Raw genomic sequence first — 20,045 nt, forward strand, 5'->3', positions numbered from 1 at the left:
CTAGTCCTTGTCGTTCTGGCGATGTCCGTGCCCCGCACGGAGTTTTTTACGGCCTTGCCATACCTGATACGTTACCACAAGCGCCCAGAAAAGGGCCGCAATTGCCGCAAGGTCAAACAAAAAAGCCAGTCTCGCAGGCCACCCAAGATGGGCACCAATGGCCTGCATCAACATCCACAACAGCATTGCCCCCGCAATAACCAAGGCAGCCACCCGCCCCTTGCGGTCGAGCGCGGCATCTTCAGCGTTTTGCATGGGCAGTTTGCGGGTCATTCATTTGGTCTGCAACATGGCATGTCATTTGCTCGGGGTTGTAACGGGGGTGGCTGCAAGCTGCAAGAAAAAGCGGCCCCGCATCTGGGATGCAGGGCCGCCTTTTGCAGGAATTCGCATTAGGACTTAGTAGACATCCCCATCGCCAACGCGTTTTGAGAATTCCGTTTGCCCACCTGTGGCCAAGGTTTTGGCTTGCGCAACCCAATTATCGCGGCTGACGCGGCCCTTGAACCCTTCGAGGTTCTGATCAACCCATGCGACCTCATCCGCCGTCCAAGAGGCCACTTGGTCAAAATGGTAAAACCCTAGACGATTGAGCAACGCCTCCAGTTTCGGGCCAACGCCTTTGATCATTTTCAGATCATCCGCGCCCGAGGCGCGCGCGGCGCTCAAGGCGGCAGGGCGCGTGCCTGCGCCTGTCGTGGCCGCAGGCGCGGCGGCTTTGGCAGGCGCTTTGGGTTTTGCTGCGGCTTTGGATTTTGCCGCTGCTTTTGGCTTGGGGGCGGCTTTAGGTTTTGCAGCAGGTTTTGTGGTTGCGGATGCTGCAGGTGCCGCCGCCTTCGGGGCCGCGGGTTTTGGCGTTGCGGGCTGTGGCGCAGACACACTCTTATTGGCGGGCTCAGGCAAGCTGCGACACAGCGTGAGCATCAAAAACAATCCCACACCAACTGCCACGATCACGGCCGCAAACACGGCTTGCATAAAGCTCCAATCACCAAGGACTGCCACAAGCACCCCTGCAAATGCGCCGACCAATGCCGCCAAGCCCCATGACACAGCTGCACAGGTCAAACCCCCTGAATTCTCGCTCATTTATTTTCCCCCGTCTGATCGTAGATTTTTGATCACTGATTTCGACATGCGCCTGTCGCGCCTTAATGCCCCGCAACTTACCCTATCTTTTCACATATAAAAAACATCTTTTCATGGGGTAAGATGTAAAAAACCCGCCATAAAAGCGGGTTTTTTGTGGAATTGATCCGAATTTTACGTGGTTCAGCCGCTTATTCGCTCGACTTTGGCTTGCGCGATGTGGGCTTTGCTGCCGCCTTTTTGGCGGCTGGTTTCTTCGCAGCAGGCTTTTTCGCAGGGGCTTTCTTCGCCGCATTTGCGGGTTTAGGCCGCGCGGCCTCCTTGGGAAGGCCAGCCGATGACTGCTTACCCCAAGGGGCCAGCAATGGCACCTCGGTGCCATCAATCCGCTTGACCGTATCACCGATATCCGCCGCCAATCGCGCGGAGGCATTCAGCGGATCGCGGCCCTTTTCATGTGCGGCCAAACTGGTCAGACCCGATGCAGGCTCGGATGTGTAGCGGCCATTTTGTGGCCCCGGTGTCGGCACCTTGCCTGCCGACAATTCATCAATAATCTCAGACAGGCGCGCCGCCGTCAGGTCTTCGTAATAGTCCTTGCCGATCTGCGCCATCGGCGCGTTGGAACAGGCGCCCAAACATTCGACCTCTTCCCACGAAAACTTACCATCTTTCGACAGCTCATGCGGGTTGGGGGCAATTTTCTCGCGGCAAATGCCAATCAAATCTTCCGCGCCACAGATCATGCAGGAGGTGGTGCCGCAAACCTGAATGTGCGCCACGCTGCCCACGGGCTGCAATTGGAACATGAAATAGAAGGTCGCGACTTCCAAGGCACGGATATAGGCCATGCCGAGCATATCAGCGACATATTCAATCGCAGGCTTGCTGAGCCACCCTTCCTGTTCTTGTGCGCGCCACAACAGGGGAATAATCGCCGAAGCCTGACGTCCTTCGGGATATTTGGTGATCTGCGCCTGAGCCCATGCCTGATTTTCAGGGGTAAAGGCAAAGCTATCTGGCTGTTCCGAATGAAGGCGTCTGAGCATCGTAAAGTTTTCCGTCAACAGGTTGAACGCGGCGGTGATCCCGCCGCTGCAAAGGCCGATACAGGATCAGCGGTCAATCTCACCAAACACAACATCAAGCGACCCAAGAACAGCAGAAACATCCGCCAATTGGTGGCCGCGGCATAGGTGATCCATCGCCTGAAGATGCGCAAATCCAGGGGCGCGGATCTTAGAACGGTAAGGTTTGTTGCTGCCATCAGAAACCAGATAGACACCAAACTCACCTTTCGGGGCCTCGACCGCGGCGTAAATTTCGCCCTCAGGGACGTGGAAGCCCTCGGTGTAAAGTTTGAAGTGATGGATCAGCGCCTCCATCGAGGTTTTCATCTCACCGCGTGAGGGCGGGGTGATCTTGCCGCGTGCCAGAACATCGCCCTGATTTTCAGGCATTTGCAACTTGGCACAAGCTTGGCGGATGATCGAAATGGATTGGCGCATTTCCTCCATGCGGCACAGATAGCGATCATAACAATCGCCATTCTTGCCCACAGGGATTTGGAATTCGAACTCGTCATAGCATTCATAAGGCTGCGCGCGGCGCAAATCCCATGCCAAACCAGACCCGCGCGCCATAACCCCCGAGAATGCCCAGTTTTGAATATCTTCTTCTGTCACAATGCCAATATCGACATTGCGCTGTTTGAAGATGCGGTTTTCGGTCAAAAGCCCGTCAATATCTGACAATACGCGCGGGAAGTCCTGCGCCCATGTATCGATATCCGCAATCAATTCAGGGGGCAGGTCTTGGTGCACGCCACCGGGGCGGAAATAGGCTGCGTGCAAACGCGCACCACAGGCGCGCTCGTAGAACACCATCAGCTTTTCGCGCTCCTCAAAGCCCCAAAGGGGTGGCGTCAGTGCGCCCACATCCATCGCCTGCGTGGTTACGTTCAGCAAATGGTTCAAGATACGCCCGATCTCGCAGTAGAGAACACGGATCAACTGGGCGCGGCGCGGCACCTCGACACCTGTCATACGTTCGATCGCCAAGCACCATGCGTGCTCTTGGTTCATCGTGCCAACGTAATCCAAACGGTCGAAATAGGGCAGGTTTTGCAGATAGGTGCGGCTTTCCATCAGCTTTTCTGTGCCGCGATGCAAAAGACCAATATGCGGATCGCAGCGCTCGCAAATCTCGCCGTCCAATTCTAGCACCAAACGCAACACGCCATGCGCGGCGGGGTGTTGTGGCCCGAAATTGATATTGAAATTGCGAATTTTCTGCTCGCCTGTCAGCGCGTCTTCAAATCCTTTGGAGCCGTCCATCATTTCTGCGCCTCCTTGGCTTGGTCTGCCTTCTCATCCCCGGGCAGCACATATTGCGCGCCCTCCCATGGGCTCATGAAATCAAATTGGCGGTATTCCTGAACCAGTTTTACAGGCTCGTAGACCACACGCTTAAGCGCTTCGTCATAGCGCAGCTCGACATAGCCAGTGGTCGGGAAATCCTTGCGCAACGGATGACCGCGAAAGCCGTAATCGGTCAAAATGCGGCGCAGATCGGGATGGCCTGTAAAAAGAATGCCGAACATATCGAACACTTCACGCTCGAACCAATTCGCCGATGGGTGAATCGACACGATGGAGGGGGCCATCTCATCCTCGCGCAGCGCCGCTTTAAGGCGGATGCGCTGATTTTGATACATGGACAAGAAATGCCAGACCAAATCAAAACGCCGCTCCCGACCGGGGTAATCCACAGCGGTCACATCGACCAAGGTCGAGAAGGCGCAATTGCGGTCGAGTTTCAAGAATTCCACGAAAGCCAACAGATGGGCCAAGGAGACCTCGACCGTCAATTCGCCGCGTGTGATGGTGCTGCCCATCACGGCTTCGGGCTGCTTTTCGGCCAGATAGTTCGCCAATTCTTGCAAGGCCTGGTCGCTCATTGCGTCACTCTCTTTTTGGTTCGGGCGCTTTGCGCCCAAAAATGCGCCTTAGCGCGTAATCGTTCCCGTGCGGCGGATTTTGCGCTGCAACTGAAGGATACCATAAAGCAGCGCTTCAGCGGTCGGAGGGCAGCCAGGAACATAAATATCCACTGGCACAATCCGATCACAGCCGCGCACAACGGAATAGCTGTAATGGTAATAACCGCCGCCATTCGCACAAGATCCCATCGAGATCACGTAGCGCGGTTCAGGCATCTGGTCGTAAACCTTACGCAACGCAGGGGCCATTTTATTGGTCAAAGTGCCCGCCACGATCATAACATCCGACTGGCGTGGAGAGGCGCGTGGGGCGATCCCGAACCGCTCTGCATCATAGCGAGGCATTGAGGTATGCATCATCTCAACCGCGCAGCATGCCAGACCAAATGTCATCCAATGCAAGCTGCCCGTGCGCGCCCAGTTGATGATGTCCTCTGTCGAGGTCAACAAAAACCCTTTATCCTGAAGCTCGCGATTAAGCGCTTGGGTGGCGACCTCTTTGTCCACACCTGCGGTGTTTTGACCTGTCATCACTCCCATTCCAGCGCTCCTTTCTTCCATTCATAGGCAAAGCCAATGGTCAGCACGCCTAAGAACACCATCATCGACCAGAACGCCGTCATCGACATATCTGGGAAAGCAACCGCCCATGGGAACAGGAACGCGATTTCCAAATCAAAGATGATGAACAGGATCGACACCAGATAGAAACGCACATCAAATTTCATGCGCGCATCATCAAAGGCGTTGAACCCGCATTCATAGGCGGAAACTTTTTCAGGATCAGGATTGCGCACAGCGACAATCACAGCAGCCAAAATCAGGATCAGGCCAAGGCCGATGGCCATGGCAAGAAAGATCAAAATTGGCGCGTATTCAGAAAGAAGGTCTTGCAAGATGCTCTCCCTCGGTTGTCAGGAACCGTGGCAAAGGGTGTCCGGTCAGCGCAGGGTCTAGCGCCAAGCCTTGAAGTGGTCAACCGATGCGCGCGCATTGCGCACGTTTTGTCGCTGCTTTTTTCAACCAAAGGCCCGAGTTTCGTGCAAATTTATGCCGCAAGGCGCAGATTGCGCTAACCCTATGTTGCGCGACACCTGCATCGGGCGGTATGTCTAGGCCGAACGACAAGCCCCCATGGGGCTAAATGAGGGACTATGCCAGAGCGCACGGAAACCGAGAGCCGCAAATTGCTGCGCCGCCTGCAAGCCAGTTTGGCCGAAGCAGGCGCAGGACAGGAGCGACTTGACCGTATCACCCATCTGATCGCCGATTCGATGGGCACGGAGGTATGCTCGATTTACCTGCTGCGTGATTCTGACACCCTCGAGCTTTGCGCGACCGAGGGCTTGGCCCCAGAGGCTGTTCACGTCACCCGAATGCGCCTTGGCGAGGGTCTGGTGGGGCGCGTTGCCCGCGATGCCCGCCCCATTAACACCCCCAACGCCCCCGCTGCGCGTGGATTTCGCTATATGCCTGAGACGGGCGAAGAGCGGTATTCCAGTTTCTTGGGCGTGCCGATCCAACGCTTAGGAGAACGGCTTGGCGTTTTGGTTGTGCAATCGAAAGAGGCGCGCAGCTATTCGGAAGATGAACTCTATGCCCTAGAGGTTGTCGCGATGGTTCTGGCTGAAATGACAGAACTTGGTGCCTTTGTCGGTGAGGGCGAGGCATTATCTGCCCGTCACCAATCGCAGGTGATGATCCGTGGCGGCGTCGCGCAAGAGGGCGTGACCGAAGGTGCGGTTTACTTGCACGAACCGCGCGTGGTCGTCACCCGCCCCGTGGCGGATGACCCAGAGGCCGAACAAGCCCGCCTATCGGATGCAATCGCCACGCTGCGCCAATCAGTTGATCAGCTTTTGACCCGTATGGACAACGATGACAGCGAGGAACGCCAAGTTCTCGAAGCCTATCGCATGTTCGCCAATTCGCGCAGTTGGATCAAACGGATGCAAGAGGACATTGCGCGCGGCCTGTCGGCCGAAGCCGCCGTTGAGAAAGAACAATCCGCCGCCCGCGCACGGCTAGAAACTGTGCCTGATGCCTATTTGCGCGAACGTTTGCAGGATTTAGACGACCTTTCAAACCGTCTTTTGCGGATTTTGACAGGTCAAGGCGGCGACACGGGCGCGGAAATGCCCGAACATCCGATTCTCGTGGCGCGCAACATTGGGCCAGGGGAATTGTTGGATTATGGCCGCCGCCTTAAAGGGGTGGTGCTTGAGGAGGGATCGGTTGGAAGTCATGCGGCGATTGTGGCCCGCGCCCTTGCGATTCCGCTGATCATCAATGCCAAACGTATTACAACCGAGGCGTTGAACGGTGACCCGATTTTGGTCGATGGCGAGCAGGGTATCGTGCATTTGCGGCCCGAAGAAAATGTGGCCAAGGCGTTTCGCGATAAAATCGCCATGCAGGCCGCGGCCCAAGAACGCTATGCCTCGATCCGTGACAAACCCGCTGAGACGCTTTGTGGCACGCGTATCACGCTTGAGATGAATGCGGGCCTTATGGCGGATCTTCCCTCCCTGCCCTCCTCTGGTGCGGAAGGGGTGGGGTTGTTTCGCACGGAATTGCAATTTCTAACCCGCAACCAAGTGCCACGGCGCGGGGAATTGGCCGCGCTTTATTCCCGCGTCATGGATGCAGCAGGCGGCAAGCGCGTGGTGTTTCGCACGCTTGATATTGGCTCGGATAAGGTGCTGCCCTATATGAAGCGGCCAGAAGAACCAAACCCCGCCTTGGGGTGGCGCGCGATCCGCGTGGGTCTTGATAAACCGGGCGTTATGCGGATGCAGTTGCAGGCCCTAATCCGCGCGGCACAAGGCCGCCCTCTTTCGGTCATGTTCCCCTTTGTGGCCCAACTCGAAGAATTCACCGAGGCCCGTGATCATCTGTTGCGCGAAATGGATCGCGAAGCGGCCTTGGGACATATCTTGCCCGAAACTCTTAAAATCGGGGCAATGCTGGAAACCCCAAGCCTTGCTTTCGCACCGCGCCAATTTTTTGAAATGGCTGATTTTGTCTCAATCGGCGGCAATGACCTTAAGCAGTTCTTCTTCGCCGCTGACCGCGAGAACGAACAGGTGCGCCGCCGCTATGACACGCTCAACGTCAGTTTCTTGAATTTCCTAGAAATGATCGTCACGCGCTGCGCGGAAACTGAAACCGATTTGTCATTTTGTGGCGAGGATGCAGGCCGCCCCCTTGAGGCGTTGTGCTTTGCCGCGATGGGGTTGCGCAAATTGTCGATGCGCCCCGCCTCCATCGGCCCCGTCAAAAGCCTCTTGCGGCGGGTTGATTTGCGCGAATTGCGGGCCGTGATCCGCGAAGCGCAGGCAACAGGGGCGATGAGCGTGCGCAGTGCGGTTGCAAACTGGCTCGCTCATCAAAACGGCCATTAGGCCCTAGCTGCGCAGCGCAGGCAGCCCAACGCCTGTCGACTCAAACCCCCCATCCGCAGCCAGTATTTGGCCAGAGATGTAGCTCGCTTTTTCACTGCACAGGAAGCAGATCGCTTCGGCAATCTCACGCTCGGACCCATAACGATTGAGCGGGATCGCATCATGATAGGCAGCGATGATGGCGGGCGAATGGACCGCAATCGACAATTTCGTGCGCACAGGGCCAGGGCAGACGCAATTCGAACGAATGCCGTATTCGCCCAATTCCGCCGCCTGCTGTTTGGTCAGATGAATAACAGCCGCCTTGGTCGTGCCATAAGCCACCCGCAAGGTTGACGCCCGAAGACCGGAAATCGACCCAATATTGACAATCGCGCCTTGGGTTTCCTTTAGCGCAGGCGTCATCGCCTGTGACATCAGAAAAACGCCATCTAAATTGGTCGCCATGACACGGCGCCATGTTGGGAAATCGCATTCTTCAATCGGCCCAAATTCCGCGACACCTGCATTATTCACCAAAGCATCCACGCGCCCCATTTTGGCGCTGATCTGGGTTGCCAGTTCTGCCACAGCCTCAGGGTCTGAGACATCGCAGACAAACCCTAGGGCCCCATCACGCGGGGTCGCTGTCGCATCAAGTTCGGCCGCATCGCGATCCACCATCGCAACTCGCCAGCCCATCTCAAGGAAAAGATCCGTGGTGGCCAATCCGATACCGCGCGCGGCCCCCGTTACAATCGCTACTTTGCTCACCCGTTTGTCCCTCCCTTTATGTTGGCTTTGCCGTGGCATCCTGACGGGTTCCACGCCCTTGGCAAGCGGAATTTATGCCACCTGAAAAATGAGGGCTTTTATTATTAGACCAAGCCGTCTAAGAAATACCGCATGAGCTTAGCCGATGTGACATATGACGCCCCCAAACGCCGTGGCCGCCCCGCTACTGCGCCCCAAGACGCGGCCACCTATCAGCGATTGATCCGCGCAGGGTTGGTGCATCTTACAGAGCGGGGTTATTCTGCGGTCGGGCTTGATATGATCCTCACGCATGCCCGTGTGCCAAAGGGCAGTTTCTATCATTATTTTCCCAACAAGGCCGCCTTCGGTCGCGCCGCCATCGCAGCCTATCGCGCCTATTTCGTGGCAAAGATGGAACGCCATTTGGGCGATGACAGTCTCGCCCCGCTTGCCCGTGTCGCAGCCTTTGCAGCGGCGGCTGAGGCGGGCATGGCCCGTCATGGCTTTCGGCGCGGATGTTTGATTGGCAATTTGGGCCAAGAAATGGGCGCATTGCCCGAAGAATTTCGCGCCGATCTCATTGCGACCTTGGAAGATTGGCAAGCCCGCTTGGCGCGGGTTCTACAGCTTGCCCAAAATCAGGGCGAGATATCCCCCCATCACAACCCCGCCGATCTGGCGCAAATGTTCTGGATCGGATGGGAAGGCGCCGTTTTGCGGGCCAAATTGGAACGCGGGCCTGCGCCCTTGCGCCTGTTTGCAGCGCAATTTCTTGCACAGCTTAACACCACCCCAAAAGGAGATGCCCCATGTTCGATGCCATCGTAATCAGCAAAGAGGATGATCAGCAAAGCGTGGCCTTGCGCCAAATCGCCAAGGAAGACTTGCCCGAGGGGGATGTTTTGGTCGAAGTGGCTTGGTCAACCTTGAATTACAAGGACGCGCTCGCCATCACAGGGGCCGCGCCAGTGGTGCGCAGTTTTCCGATGGTTCCCGGCATTGACCTATCGGGCATCGTCCGTGAAAGCGCCGATCCGCGCTATAATCCTGGCGATCGGGTGGTCTTGAACGGATGGGGTGTTGGTGAAAAACATTGGGGCGGTTTGGCGCGTTTCGCGCGCCTCAAGGGTGATTGGTTGGTTCCACTTCCCGATGGTGTCAGCCTGCGTCAAGCGATGGAGATCGGCACGGCAGGATATACCGCGCAGCTCTGCGTCAGCGCCTTGTTGAAGGCCGGTCTCACTCCAGAGGCGGGCGAGGTCGTGGTCACAGGGGCCGCGGGCGGTGTTGGCAGTGTTGCCGTGGCCCTTTTGGCGGCGAAAGGATTTACTGTCTGTGCGGTCACGGGCCGCGCCGAGGAAGAAGCCTATCTTAAATCCTTGGGCGCAAGCGAAATCCTGCCGCGAGAGGAATTCGCAGGCAAACCCCGCCCCCTCGACAAGGAGCGTTTCGCAGGTGCGGTCGATGTTGCGGGCAGCACCGTCTTGGCCAATGTTATCTCGAAAATGAAATATCGTGGGCTTGTCGCCGCTTGTGGCCTTGCCGCAGGCATGGATTTGCCAAGCTCAGTCGCGCCCTTCATTTTGCGCGGGGTCAGCCTATTGGGGGTCGACAGTGTCATGGTGCCGCGCGATGAGCGGATTGATGCATGGGCGGCCTTGGCCAAAGATTTGGATATGAGCAAATTGGCGGCAATCGCCCATGAAATGGCCCTTGAAGATGTCATCGCAGAGGCGCCAAAATTTCTTGAAGGTAAAATCCGCGGCCGCGTGGTTGTGCCTTTGAATGCGGCACTGGCCGAGTAGGCCCCAAAAGGATAGCAGCTATGACAGATCCCCTTGCCCCGTTGGCGCTTGAGGTTGAGGCCCCAAAGCGGCTGATGGCCTTTCCAAATTGGGTCTATCTCTTGCGCGAGTTTGAGGCGCTTTACAGGCGCGGCTCGGCGGGGGGATCAAAACCAATCCGCAGTCACCGAAAACGGGTGCGTGAAGGCATCTCGCAGGTATTTGACACAAATCCCGTGGTGATGCCGCGCGGGCCGTTGCTTAAACCCGTCACCGACCATTTGCCGCGCGCCCTTGATCTGGGCGAGCGGGGTTTGGTCGCGGGACTGTCGCGCGCGCTGTCGCGGGTCGCAACCGAACTGACATGGGAATACGGCTATGAGAAAGTGCCAAAGGCTTTGGCGCAGAAATATGCCTATTGTGAGATATTGGGGCCGCGCGGGCCGATCTATTCTGAAAAGATGATCTTGGGCTTTGTTCTCTTTGCCCCCCGCACCACTTACCCGCAACACAGCCATGCGGAAATTGAAGAAAGCTATATCTCGGTCGCGGGCGATTGGTCTGAAAACGAGGTCGCAGTTCACGCGCCAGGCTCGTTAATCCTAAACCGCCCCGGTGACGAACATCGGATCACAACGGCGGATCTTGATCCCTGTCTGTTGGCTTATGCATGGCTTGGGCCTGAGAGCAAACTTTCAAGCCCAGGGATGAAGCTTTCCGCGACAAGAAAAGCCCGTATTGAAGCGGGCATATAAAAAGGCATTCGAGGTTAAATCATGCAGGCAGCGGATATTGTGATTGTCGGCGCAGGGTCAGCGGGATGTGTATTGGCCAATCGCCTGTCTGAAAATGGCAAGCACAAGGTCGTGTTGTTGGAGGCGGGTGGGCATGACCGCCACCCTTGGGTGCATATCCCCGTGGGATATCTCTATGCGATGGGAAATCCGCGCCTTGATTGGTGCTATAAAACCGCGCCTGTAGCGGGGTTAAATGGGCGCGCGCTCAACTATCCGCGTGGGCGGGTTTTGGGGGGCTGCTCCTCAATCAATGGAATGATCTATATGCGCGGCCAAGCGCGCGATTATGATCTGTGGCGGCAAATGGGCAATACGGGTTGGGGATGGGAGGATGTCCTGCCCTATTTCAAACGCTCGGAAGATTATCATCGCGGCGCGGACGCCCTGCATGGCGCTGGCGGCGAAATGCGCGTAGAAAATCAGCGCCTGTCATGGGAAATTTTAGATGCCGTGCGGGAAGCCGCCGCTGAAATGGGCATCCCGCCCTCAGATGATTTCAACACAGGCGACAATGAGGGCGCGGGATATTTCGAAGTGACCCAAAGAGGCGGTTTGCGGTGGAACGCGCGCCGCGCCTTCCTTGATCCCGCCAAAACCCGTAAGAACCTGAGCATCGTCACGAATGCCGAGGCCGAACAAATCGTCATCACCGAAGGACGCGTTCGCGCCTTGCGCTATCGTCAAAACGGGATCGTCAAAGACATCCAAATCCGTGGTGAGTTGGTCTTAGCCGCAGGGGCAATTGGCACACCGAAACTTTTGGAGTTGTCAGGCATTGGCCAAGCGGAACGCCTGCAGGGTTTGGGCATACCCGTGATCCAAGACAGCCCCGAGATTGGCGAAAACCTCGCCGATCACCTTCAGATCCGCACGATTTTCCGCATCACAGGCGCGAAAACACTCAACACCCTTTACGCCTCGCTCTGGGGGCGGGCCAAAATTGCGATTGAATATGCGCTCAAGCGATCTGGCCCGATGGCCATGGCCCCCTCACAACTTGGCATTTTCACGAAATCAAGTTCAGATTACGAAACCGCCAATATCGAATATCATGTGCAGCCCCTATCGCTTGAAGCCTTTGGTCAGCCTTTGCATGACTTCCCCGCCCTCACCATCTCGGTCTGCAACCTTCGGCCAGAAAGCCGCGGTTCGGTGCATATCACCTCGCCCGATGCAAAGGCCGCGCCTGTGATTGACCCAAATTACCTGTCGGCTGAAGCAGATCAGCGCGTGGCGGTCAATAGCATCAAACATGCCCGCCGCCTGATGCAAACCGAACGCTTGCGCGCCTTTGCGCCGCAAGAAATCAAACCCGGCGCCCATATCAATAGCGAAGGTGATCTGGTGCGCGCCGCAGGCGATATCGCAACCACGATTTTTCACCCTGTCTCAACCGTTCGAATGGGGGCGGATCAAAACGCGCCGCTTGACCCAGAGTTGCGCTTGCGCGGGATTTCCGGCCTGTCCGTGGCGGATGCCAGCGTGATGCCATCCATCCCCTCGGGCAATACCCATGCGCCCGTGACCATGATTGCCGAAAAAGCCGCAGATTTGATCTTGGCGCGCCTCGCTTAGGCGCCCCAACGCGTCACTTTCCCCGTCACCCCTGACCAATCGCCAACGCCCAAAATGCGGGCGGGGTTGGTGGGTGGCGGCATCTCCACCCCCTCGAGGCGGTGAAACCCGAAGCGGCTATAATAAGGGGCATCCCCCACCAACATGGTGCGCGGCCAGTGCAAGGCGTCAGCCCGCCGCAGACCTTCGCGGATCAGCAGCCCGCCCAAACCTTCCCCCTGACGGGTGGGATGCACGGCAATCGGGCCAAGCAACAACGCCTCTTTGGCCCCGACACGCACGGGCCAAAAGCGGATCGCCCCACCAATCGCACCATAGTCATCGCGGGCAATGAGACAGAGCCCGTCAACAGGCGGAACCCCATCGCGCAGGCGATAGGAACTCAGGGCCGTGCGCCCGGGCGCAAAGCACAGATCGAAAAGGGCTTCGACCTCCCACCAGTCATTTGGCTGCTCTTTGGCGATATCGACCATTGGCTGCTCATGTAATGCCTCTGGTCAAACTGGTAGCACGGCGCTAGCTCAATGCCAAACCGAAGAAGCAAAAGGCGCGGCGATGTTCTATAAAACTGATGACGGCCACCCCCTGCCCCACAACCCGTTCAATGCCATAGTCGCACCGCGCCCGATTGGGTGGATTTCGACACGGGGGAGCGATGGTCAGGACAATCTTGCGCCTTATTCCTTTTTCAACGCAGTCGCCTATGTGCCGCCACAGGTGATGTTCGCCTCGACCTCGGCCAAAGCGGATCGCGGCGACACCAAGGATAGCGTAGCCAATATTCGCGAGACGGGGGTATTTTGTGTCAATCTCGTGGGCTACGAGATGCGCGATATGATGAACCAAAGCTCTGGCCCGTGGCCAAGGGGCGTGGATGAATTTACCCATGCACAGATCGCCCGTGCCCCCTGTGAAACCATTGCAGCGGCGCGGGTGGCCAACGCCCCCGCAAGCCTTGAATGCAAACTGACCCAAATCGTTACCTTGGACGGGGCACATAATTTTGCGGTCTTTGGCGAAGTGACGGGGGTGCATATCCGTCCCGATTGCCTGAGTGATGGACGCTTTGACATCACCCGCGCGGGCTTGATTTCACGGCTTGGCTATCAGGATTACGCGCAAATCGGTGAAATTTTCACCATGACGCGGCCTGAATAGGCCAAAATACCAATTCGCGGGTTCCCTTCCCCCCGCCGCTTGCGATACTGCGCGCGTGGATTTGGAACCAACCCATGGAGGGGCAGGATGACAGAGCGCGTGATTGGCGTGATCGGCGGCTCGGGCGTCTATGAGATAGACGGGCTTGAGGGCGCGAAATGGGTTGAGGTGAACAGCCCCTTTGGTACGCCGTCTGACGCCATCCTGACGGGCCGCCTGAGCGGGGTCAGCATGGCCTTTTTGCCACGCCACGGGCGCGGCCATGTCCACAGCCCCACCACCGTGCCCTATCGCGCCAATATTGACGCGCTAAAACGCCTTGGGGTGACCGATTTGATCTCTGTCTCCGCCTGCGGGTCATTCCGCGAAGATTTGGCACCTGGTGATTTCGTCTTGGTTGATCAATTTATCGACCGCACTTTCGCGCGCGATAAATCCTTTTTCGGCACAGGTCTGGTGGCACATGTCAGCGTGGCGCATCCCACCTGCGCGGATCTCAGCGCAAAATTGGCCAAGGCCGCAAGCGCAAGCAGCGCAAAACTGCATCAAGGCGGCACGTATCTGGCGATGGAAGGCCCGCAATTCTCGACCCTCGCGGAATCACGGATGTATCGCAATGAATGGAAGGCCGATGTGATCGGCATGACCAATATCCCAGAGGCAAAATTGGCCCGCGAAGCGGAGATGTGCTACGCCCCGATTGCGATGATCACGGATTATGACAGTTGGCATGCAGATCACGGCGCGGTGGATATCACCGAGATCATCAAAACCCTTACAGGAAATGCAGAAAATGCGCGCAAGACCATTGCCGCCTTGCCTGCGCTTTTGGGGCCTGAGCGCGCGCCTTGTCCGTGCGGCTGTGATCGCGCATTGGATCACGCCATCATGACGGCCCCCGATAAGCGCGACCCTGATATGGTCGCCAAGCTAGATGCGATTGCAGGCCGCGTGCTGTAAGGCCCGCCGAACGGAGAGACGCTATGACGCCCCAAAAAACGGTTCAGGATTATATCCGCACCATTCCCGATTTCCCGCATGAGGGGATTTTGTTTCGTGACGTGACCACGCTTTTTGCAGACCCGCGCGGGTTTCGATTGGCTGTGGATCAATTGCTTGCCCCTTATGTTGGGCAAAAGATTGATAAGGTCGCGGGGCTTGAGGCGCGGGGGTTCATCCTTGGCGGCGCGGTCGCGCATCAACTGGGCAAAGGTTTTGTGCCTATTCGCAAGAAAGGCAAATTGCCCGCGGCCACGATCAGCGAAGATTACGCATTGGAATATGGCACGGCCACTGTCGAGATCCATGATGATGCTTTCGAGGCGGGTGAACGTGTTTTGCTCGTGGATGATCTCTTGGCCACTGGCGGCACGGCGCGGGCGGGCATTCACCTGATTGAGCGCCTCGGCGCGCAGGTGACGGGCTGCGCCTTTGTGGTTGATCTGCCCGAATTGGGGGGGCGCGCCAAGCTTGAGGAGATGGGCCAAAGCGTTCACGCGCTCTGCCAATTTGACGGGCTATAGAATTTTTCGCAATTTCACCAAAATTTAACGCCCTGCCCTGTATCGAAGGGGCGTTCGTCAGCACGTGCGAACATGTTGCTTGCTAACCCAAACCCTCGCCTCGCTCATATTATGGGCGGGGCGAATTTTGGATGTAGGGGATGGAACGTGCCTTGGCCGCTTGCGGGGCGGGAAACTTTCCTCTAGTCAAACCCTGTGGCCGCTTGCTGGAACTGGTAGACAGACCGGACTTAAAATCCGAGGCTTTCGGGCGTGTGGGTTCGAGTCCCACAGCGGCCACCACCTTCCCAACAAAAAACGCGCCCCAATGGGACGCGTTTCGAAACATCAAGCGTGACGTTACATCAGGCAGCTTCGGCCTGATTGCGGCGTTCGCTTTCCTCGCGGCTCAGCGCAACAGAGGTGCGCACGCCAGAGGCAACAAATTTCATCAAGCCTTGAACAACGCGCTCGTTCGGGTCAATGCCCGCACAGCTGAGCACTTCGCGGCCATCACGCGAGCGCGCCCAGCGCGCGATTTGCTCTGGGCCGTTGCCGAATTTCTTGTCATCGGCGATTGCATCATCCAGCGCGGCCAAAACAACGGCAGCAAACAGTTTGCGTGCGCGTTGACCTTGCTCGTAATTGAAGGCAGTGCCATCAACGAAATCTCGCATTTCGTCGTCCTTTTTATTTTTTGCTCTTGCGTTTTGCGGCGTGGGGCCCCTTATGCACATGTTCTAAGCGATTCTGGTATGCGAATATTGCATACCTCGTATGCATTTTACGCATGGGATCGCATTTGATGCTGCACGGCGCTTGTGTATTGCCACCCTGATGTCGCCTAGATATAGGGAGCATTAATCAATCATCAAGGTTTGCTAGGGTTTACACTATGCCTAAAATCAACGGCAATGAAATTCGTCCCGGAAATGTTTTGGAACATAATGGCGGTCTGTGGGCCGCTGTAAAAGTGGATCACGTGAAGCCCGGTAAGGGCGGCGCTTTTGCTCAGGTCGAAATGCGCAATCTGCGAAATGGCAGCAAATTGAACGAGCGTTTCCGCTCTGCTGATAAGGTAGAACGCGTGCGTCTTGAACAAAAAGACCAGCAATTTCTCTATGAGCAAGATGGAATGTTGGTGTTCATGGACGCCGAAACCTATGAGCAGATCGAATTGCCTGCGGAATTGTTGGGCGACCGCCGCCCCTTCTTGCAAGATGGAATGACCATCGTGGTGGAATTCCATGAAAGCGAGGCGCTCAACGCAACCTTGCCTCAGAAAGTCACCTGCAAAGTTGTGGAAACAGAACCCGTGGTGAAGGGCCAAACAGCGGCGAATAGCTTTAAGCCCGCGATCCTCGACAATGGCGTGAAGGTTATGGTTCCCCCCTTTGTCGGCCAAGAGGAAATGATCATCGTGAACACCGAAACGATGGAATATTCCGAACGCGCCTAAACACGCACGCGGTCGGTCAGATCAAATGCCCTGCGCGATGCGCGGGGCATTTTTCGTTTTCACAGATCACTTTGACCAAGGGTTGTCGCCGCGCGTCTTGCGGGTCACCCGCGGCACACGGGTGACTGCGGGTGGCGCATTTTTGGGCCGACCCACAGCAGGAATACGGCTTTGGCCGAAGCGATATTGCGCCTCTTCATGGGGGGGAACCCCCGCGGTGCGCGCCCAAAAAGCCTGGGCGCCACGATTGATCCAAAACGGCAGCATCAGCGCGAAGCCTGCGATAAACCCGCCCGCATGCGCCCAATAGGCCACACCGCCACCTGTGGCATCCATCGACAAACCATTAAACAGCTGCAGCCCAAACCATAGCCCCAACATGGCCCATGCGGGCACAGTGAAGACTTTGAAGAAAATGATGAAGATAAAAAGGATGTCGATCTTCGCGCGTGGGAATAACAGCAAATATCCGCCCATCACCCCAGCGATGGCCCCAGAGGCACCCACCATCGGCACTTGCGAAGCGGGGTTTGACAAAATTTGTCCAAACCCAGCTGCCAGCCCTGCGACAAGGTAAAAGGCCAAAAACCCAATATGCCCGAGCTGATCCTCTAGGTTATCGCCAAAAATCCACAAGAACAGCATATTGCCGATCAGGTGCATCCAGCCGCCATGCAGAAACATGGACGTAATCAAACTATGGGGATCTCCGCCCTTCAGCACTTCGGCGGGGACAAGCGCCCAACTGTCAAAAAACCGCGCAAGCCCTGCGGGGGTCGATGAAAGTTCGGGGTAATAGCCCAGAAACACGACGACATTCACCAAGATCAGACCGATCGTGATCACGGGCTTGCGGTTGGATGGGTTATGGTCGCGTATCGGAAACATGACAGTGCCATTCTCGCGGGACGGCGCCTGTCGTCAAGGCTTATCCATCCAGTTTCTCGGCCGCGAGGATCATACGAATTTCGCGGCGCACCAATTTGCGCAGATTGCTGGTAATCCGTTGCCCCAAATCACCCTGCAATTCCTCGCGCACAACACGCGCAACAAGGGCGCGTAACGCAACTTCGTCTTGCTCGGCCAAGATGAGATCGGCCTCTTTTGCAGCGAACCGCATATGCGGGGCATGGCCCAAGTCATCAACAGAATCCTCTGTTGCAAGATCATTTTCTTGCACCTCTAGCTCGGGCTCGACCGTGTAGACAGGAGGGGCCTCCGCTTTGGGCTTGGCCCTCAATGGTGGTGGTGGCGCGGCGAAGAGGGTCAGGGTTTCCACCTCCTCGTCATAGCCATCTTCATCGGCTATCTCGGTTGATATAAAATTATGATGCTTTTCAGGCGCGTCATGTTGCGCTGCATCTGCCTGATCAGGCAAGGGGGCCGCGGCGGGAGGCATGGCTGCTTGAGGCGAAGGGTCTTGCCGCTCTGGCCCTGCAGGTGACGCGGCGGGGCTGCGCAACCCTTCTGCAGCGGCAGCCAGAGCGGCAACAAGCGCATCTTGCGGCGCGGCTGATGGCGAAGTGCTGCCTTCTGCATAATCCGCCAAGCGATCCTCACGCGCCCAAGCCCGCCCATCGCCAGACGCGTGATCCACAGGATCAAGGGGGATCACAGTCCAAGGGTTTTCAGGCTCACTCACCCGTTGGCTTGGGGACAGCACCAATTTTTGTTCGACAGCGTCTCCCACTGGGCGCGTTGGTCGCAAGCGTGGTTCTGCGCGCAAAGCGCCGCGGCGCTCGGTCGATGACACTGTTTGCGCGGGCGCTGTCTTAGCCACCAAACGGCGGATTGAAGAGAGCACATCCTCTATATCAGCGCCGTCTTTATCTTCGCTCATCCCGTCACCCCAAATGCCATCCGCTTTGCGGTCTTGTTACTGGTCTCACCCGCACTGCGGGGCAGACCACTTTGATCACAGCTAAATAGTAAATTATTTATGTATTTATTTAATTATATACTCTGCACGGAAGTCAAACGGCAACGTAAAGAATTCTGCCGATGCGGCAGCTGCGACACGTGACACGGCAGGGAGGATATAAGACCAGTGGCCTAGATGTAAAAAACCCGCCACATCGGGCGGGTTTCATCGGGCCTAATTGCGACTTAGCCGTTTGGGCTTACTCACGCCCTAAGCGTTCCAAAACACTGTCAAGGCGGCTGCCTTGCACCGATGGGCGGCCAAGTGGTGCGCCTGAGAAGCGCGCACCATAGGCGTCAGCATCGTATAGCTCTACATCCAGTCCCATCGCCTCTGCGGTCAGCCCGCCCATCGCATTCAAAACGCCGTAGCTTGCCGTATAGAGATCTGTCTGCGCCTGAATGCGGGCTATGCGCGCATCGAGCAAATCTTGTTCCGCATTCAGCACATCAAGCGTTGTGCGCGCACCCAAGGACGCTTCTTCACGGACGCCTTCAAAGGCCAGCTGCGCCGCATTAATCTGCTGCTCAGTGGCCGCAATTTGCGCAGATGCGATGGAAAGGCGTGCATAAGCATTGCCCAAATTTTGGATGACAGTTGCGGTCTGGCGGCTCAAATTAGATTGAGAGGCCGCAAGATTGGCCAGCGCCGTGCGCTCAAGAGAGGCTAGACGCCCACCTTGGTAAATGGGTTGCGTGATGGTCAGCGACAGACGCTCGCTGTTTCCGATGGTATTGGGGGCCCCTTCCCGCGTGTCTGTCGAAGTCGCGCTCATGCTGACAGTTGGGCCATAGGCGGCACGGGCCGCGGTCAAATTGTGCTGATTGGCCGTCACCTCATGCTGCGCCGCGAGGATCAACGGGGCTGCGCTGCGCGCAATCACTTCCGCTGCCTCAGCAGACGCAGGTAATTCGGGCCGCGCACCTGGCGCGCCAAGTACCTCTGGTGCTACGCCCACGGCCAATTGATACAGTTCGCGGCTAATGCTGAGCGTTCCTTGCGCCGCTGCCAAAGCGGATCGTGCCGCGGCCATCTGCGCCTCGGCCTGCGCAACATCGGTTCGGGTGGCCTCGCCTAAATCAAAGCGATCTCTAGCGGCACGTAATTGTTCTTCAACCACGCGTAAATTGGATTGACGCACATTCACCACCTGAACATCGCGCCAGACATTCATATAGGCCGTGACAGCATCAAGCAGCACCTGCCCCTCAAGCCCCAAAAGCTGCGCTTGGGTGGCCTCGGCAGAGGCCCGCGCCGCCGCAATCTGAGCGCTGCGACTGCCACTTGCAAACAGCACCAAATCAGCGGTCAGGGCAATGGTTTCGGTCAAGCTGCCTGCCGCGTCCGTGCGCGCCCGCTGTGCGACCATATTGAGGGTGGGTCGCAACGCGGCAACGCGCTGCGCAATGCCTTCGTCAGATACTCGCGCAAGATAGCGGTTTTGCTCAAGCAGATCAGAATTTTCATAGGCCGCTTCCATCGCGGCCTGCAACCCTTGCGCGCTTACCTGCCCTGCCCCAATGACGGACAGGGACATGGCCAACGAGACGCCAAGCCTCTGAAAGGATTTCTTGATCCGAACACTCACAAGTAACACTCCTTCACGGGGCCCATCGGCAC

Annotated in this window: 22 protein-coding genes and 1 tRNA gene; 10 read left to right on the top strand and 13 right to left on the bottom strand. The window is 57.1% G+C overall.

Annotation, left to right across the window (positions count from 1 at the left end):
* From I3V23_04975 to I3V23_05005, 7 genes are all read right to left on the bottom strand, one after another.
* Positions 1–255, bottom strand: a complete 255-nt coding sequence (locus I3V23_04975) for a DUF5337 domain-containing protein (GenBank protein QPI86696.1) — start codon at positions 253–255, stop codon at positions 1–3.
* Between the two features lie 144 nt (positions 256–399).
* Positions 400–1,089, bottom strand: coding sequence for a hypothetical protein (locus tag I3V23_04980; GenBank protein QPI86324.1), 690 nt, complete (start codon positions 1,087–1,089; stop codon positions 400–402).
* Between the two features lie 191 nt (positions 1,090–1,280).
* Entirely contained in the window at positions 1,281–2,138 is an 858-nt protein-coding gene (gene nuoE, locus I3V23_04985) for an NADH-quinone oxidoreductase subunit NuoE (GenBank protein QPI86325.1), read from the bottom strand.
* Positions 2,139–2,204: 66 nt separating this feature from the next.
* Positions 2,205–3,425 carry an NADH-quinone oxidoreductase subunit D gene (locus tag I3V23_04990; protein QPI86697.1) on the bottom strand — a complete coding sequence of 407 codons (1,221 nt, stop codon included), beginning with the start codon at positions 3,423–3,425 and terminating at the stop codon, positions 2,205–2,207.
* Entirely contained in the window at positions 3,425–4,048 is a 624-nt protein-coding gene (locus tag I3V23_04995; GenBank protein ID QPI86326.1) for an NADH-quinone oxidoreductase subunit C, read from the bottom strand. The genes I3V23_04990 and I3V23_04995 overlap by 1 nt, the downstream gene beginning before the upstream one ends.
* A 48-nt stretch (positions 4,049–4,096) precedes the next feature.
* On the bottom strand, positions 4,097–4,630 hold the full coding sequence (locus I3V23_05000) for an NADH-quinone oxidoreductase subunit B (GenBank protein ID QPI86327.1): 534 nt from the start codon (positions 4,628–4,630) through the stop codon (positions 4,097–4,099).
* Positions 4,621–4,986, bottom strand: a complete 366-nt coding sequence (locus I3V23_05005) for an NADH-quinone oxidoreductase subunit A (protein ID QPI86328.1) — start codon at positions 4,984–4,986, stop codon at positions 4,621–4,623. The genes I3V23_05000 and I3V23_05005 overlap by 10 nt, the downstream gene beginning before the upstream one ends.
* A 258-nt stretch (positions 4,987–5,244) precedes the next feature.
* Here I3V23_05005 and ptsP point away from each other — a divergent pair, with 258 nt between their 5' ends.
* On the top strand, positions 5,245–7,494 hold the full coding sequence (gene ptsP, locus I3V23_05010; GenBank protein QPI86329.1) for a phosphoenolpyruvate--protein phosphotransferase: 2,250 nt from the start codon (positions 5,245–5,247) through the stop codon (positions 7,492–7,494).
* A 3-nt stretch (positions 7,495–7,497) separates the two neighbouring features.
* On the opposite strand, the gene I3V23_05015 is transcribed toward ptsP, so the two are convergent.
* A complete protein-coding gene (locus I3V23_05015) occupies positions 7,498–8,286 on the bottom strand; it encodes an SDR family oxidoreductase (GenBank protein ID QPI86330.1) in 789 nt (262 codons plus the stop codon).
* A 93-nt stretch (positions 8,287–8,379) separates the two neighbouring features.
* On the opposite strand from I3V23_05015, the gene I3V23_05020 reads away from it, so the two are divergent.
* From I3V23_05020 to I3V23_05035, 4 genes are all read left to right on the top strand, one after another.
* Positions 8,380–9,057, top strand: a complete 678-nt coding sequence (locus tag I3V23_05020) for a TetR family transcriptional regulator C-terminal domain-containing protein (GenBank protein QPI86331.1) — start codon at positions 8,380–8,382, stop codon at positions 9,055–9,057.
* Positions 9,039–10,034 (top strand): oxidoreductase, encoded by a 996-nt coding sequence (locus I3V23_05025; protein ID QPI86332.1) that lies wholly within the window; start codon positions 9,039–9,041, stop codon positions 10,032–10,034. Before I3V23_05020 ends, I3V23_05025 begins: the two co-directional genes overlap by 19 nt.
* 74 nt (positions 10,035–10,108) lie before the next feature.
* The gene (locus tag I3V23_05030) at positions 10,109–10,768 is read left to right on the top strand and encodes a dimethlysulfonioproprionate lyase DddL (GenBank protein QPI86698.1); all 660 of its coding nucleotides are present in this window, start codon (positions 10,109–10,111) and stop codon (positions 10,766–10,768) included.
* A gap of 21 nt (positions 10,769–10,789) precedes the next feature.
* On the top strand, positions 10,790–12,385 hold the full coding sequence (locus tag I3V23_05035) for a GMC family oxidoreductase (protein QPI86333.1): 1,596 nt from the start codon (positions 10,790–10,792) through the stop codon (positions 12,383–12,385).
* Here I3V23_05035 and I3V23_05040 read toward each other — a convergent pair.
* Positions 12,382–12,858, bottom strand: coding sequence for an N-acetyltransferase (locus tag I3V23_05040; protein ID QPI86334.1), 477 nt, complete (start codon positions 12,856–12,858; stop codon positions 12,382–12,384). The two genes, I3V23_05035 and I3V23_05040, sit on opposite strands and share 4 nt — an antisense overlap.
* 82 nt (positions 12,859–12,940) lie before the next feature.
* Here I3V23_05040 and I3V23_05045 point away from each other — a divergent pair, with 82 nt between their 5' ends.
* The 4 genes from I3V23_05045 to I3V23_05060 all read left to right on the top strand — a co-directional run bounded on the left by I3V23_05045 (position 12,941) and on the right by I3V23_05060 (position 15,348).
* On the top strand, positions 12,941–13,543 hold the full coding sequence (locus I3V23_05045; protein QPI86335.1) for a flavin reductase family protein: 603 nt from the start codon (positions 12,941–12,943) through the stop codon (positions 13,541–13,543).
* Positions 13,544–13,630: 87 nt separating this feature from the next.
* Positions 13,631–14,503: an S-methyl-5'-thioadenosine phosphorylase gene (locus I3V23_05050; GenBank protein QPI86336.1), complete on the top strand. Its 873-nt coding sequence runs from the start codon at positions 13,631–13,633 to the stop codon at positions 14,501–14,503.
* 23 nt (positions 14,504–14,526) lie between these two features.
* A complete protein-coding gene (locus I3V23_05055) occupies positions 14,527–15,066 on the top strand; it encodes an adenine phosphoribosyltransferase (protein ID QPI86337.1) in 540 nt (179 codons plus the stop codon).
* 197 nt (positions 15,067–15,263) lie between these two features.
* A tRNA-Leu gene (locus I3V23_05060) sits at positions 15,264–15,348 on the top strand.
* A gap of 62 nt (positions 15,349–15,410) precedes the next feature.
* Here I3V23_05060 and I3V23_05065 read toward each other — a convergent pair.
* Positions 15,411–15,722 (bottom strand): elongation factor P, encoded by a 312-nt coding sequence (locus I3V23_05065; protein ID QPI86338.1) that lies wholly within the window; start codon positions 15,720–15,722, stop codon positions 15,411–15,413.
* Between the two features lie 218 nt (positions 15,723–15,940).
* Between I3V23_05065 and efp the strand changes: the two genes are divergently transcribed.
* A complete protein-coding gene (efp, locus tag I3V23_05070; GenBank protein QPI86339.1) occupies positions 15,941–16,504 on the top strand; it encodes an elongation factor P in 564 nt (187 codons plus the stop codon).
* A 66-nt stretch (positions 16,505–16,570) separates the two neighbouring features.
* Here efp and I3V23_05075 read toward each other — a convergent pair whose 3' ends face one another.
* From I3V23_05075 to I3V23_05085, 3 genes are all read right to left on the bottom strand, one after another.
* A complete protein-coding gene (locus I3V23_05075) occupies positions 16,571–17,392 on the bottom strand; it encodes a rhomboid family intramembrane serine protease (GenBank protein QPI86340.1) in 822 nt (273 codons plus the stop codon).
* A gap of 40 nt (positions 17,393–17,432) precedes the next feature.
* Positions 17,433–18,344: a hypothetical protein gene (locus tag I3V23_05080; protein ID QPI86341.1), complete on the bottom strand. Its 912-nt coding sequence runs from the start codon at positions 18,342–18,344 to the stop codon at positions 17,433–17,435.
* Positions 18,345–18,624: 280 nt separating this feature from the next.
* Positions 18,625–20,013 carry a TolC family outer membrane protein gene (locus I3V23_05085; protein QPI86342.1) on the bottom strand — a complete coding sequence of 463 codons (1,389 nt, stop codon included), beginning with the start codon at positions 20,011–20,013 and terminating at the stop codon, positions 18,625–18,627.
* Positions 20,014–20,045 lie beyond the last annotated feature (32 nt).

This window comes from Rhodobacterales bacterium HKCCA1288, from assembly GCA_015693905.1.
Taxonomy (GTDB): Bacteria; Pseudomonadota; Alphaproteobacteria; order Rhodobacterales; family Rhodobacteraceae; genus M30B80.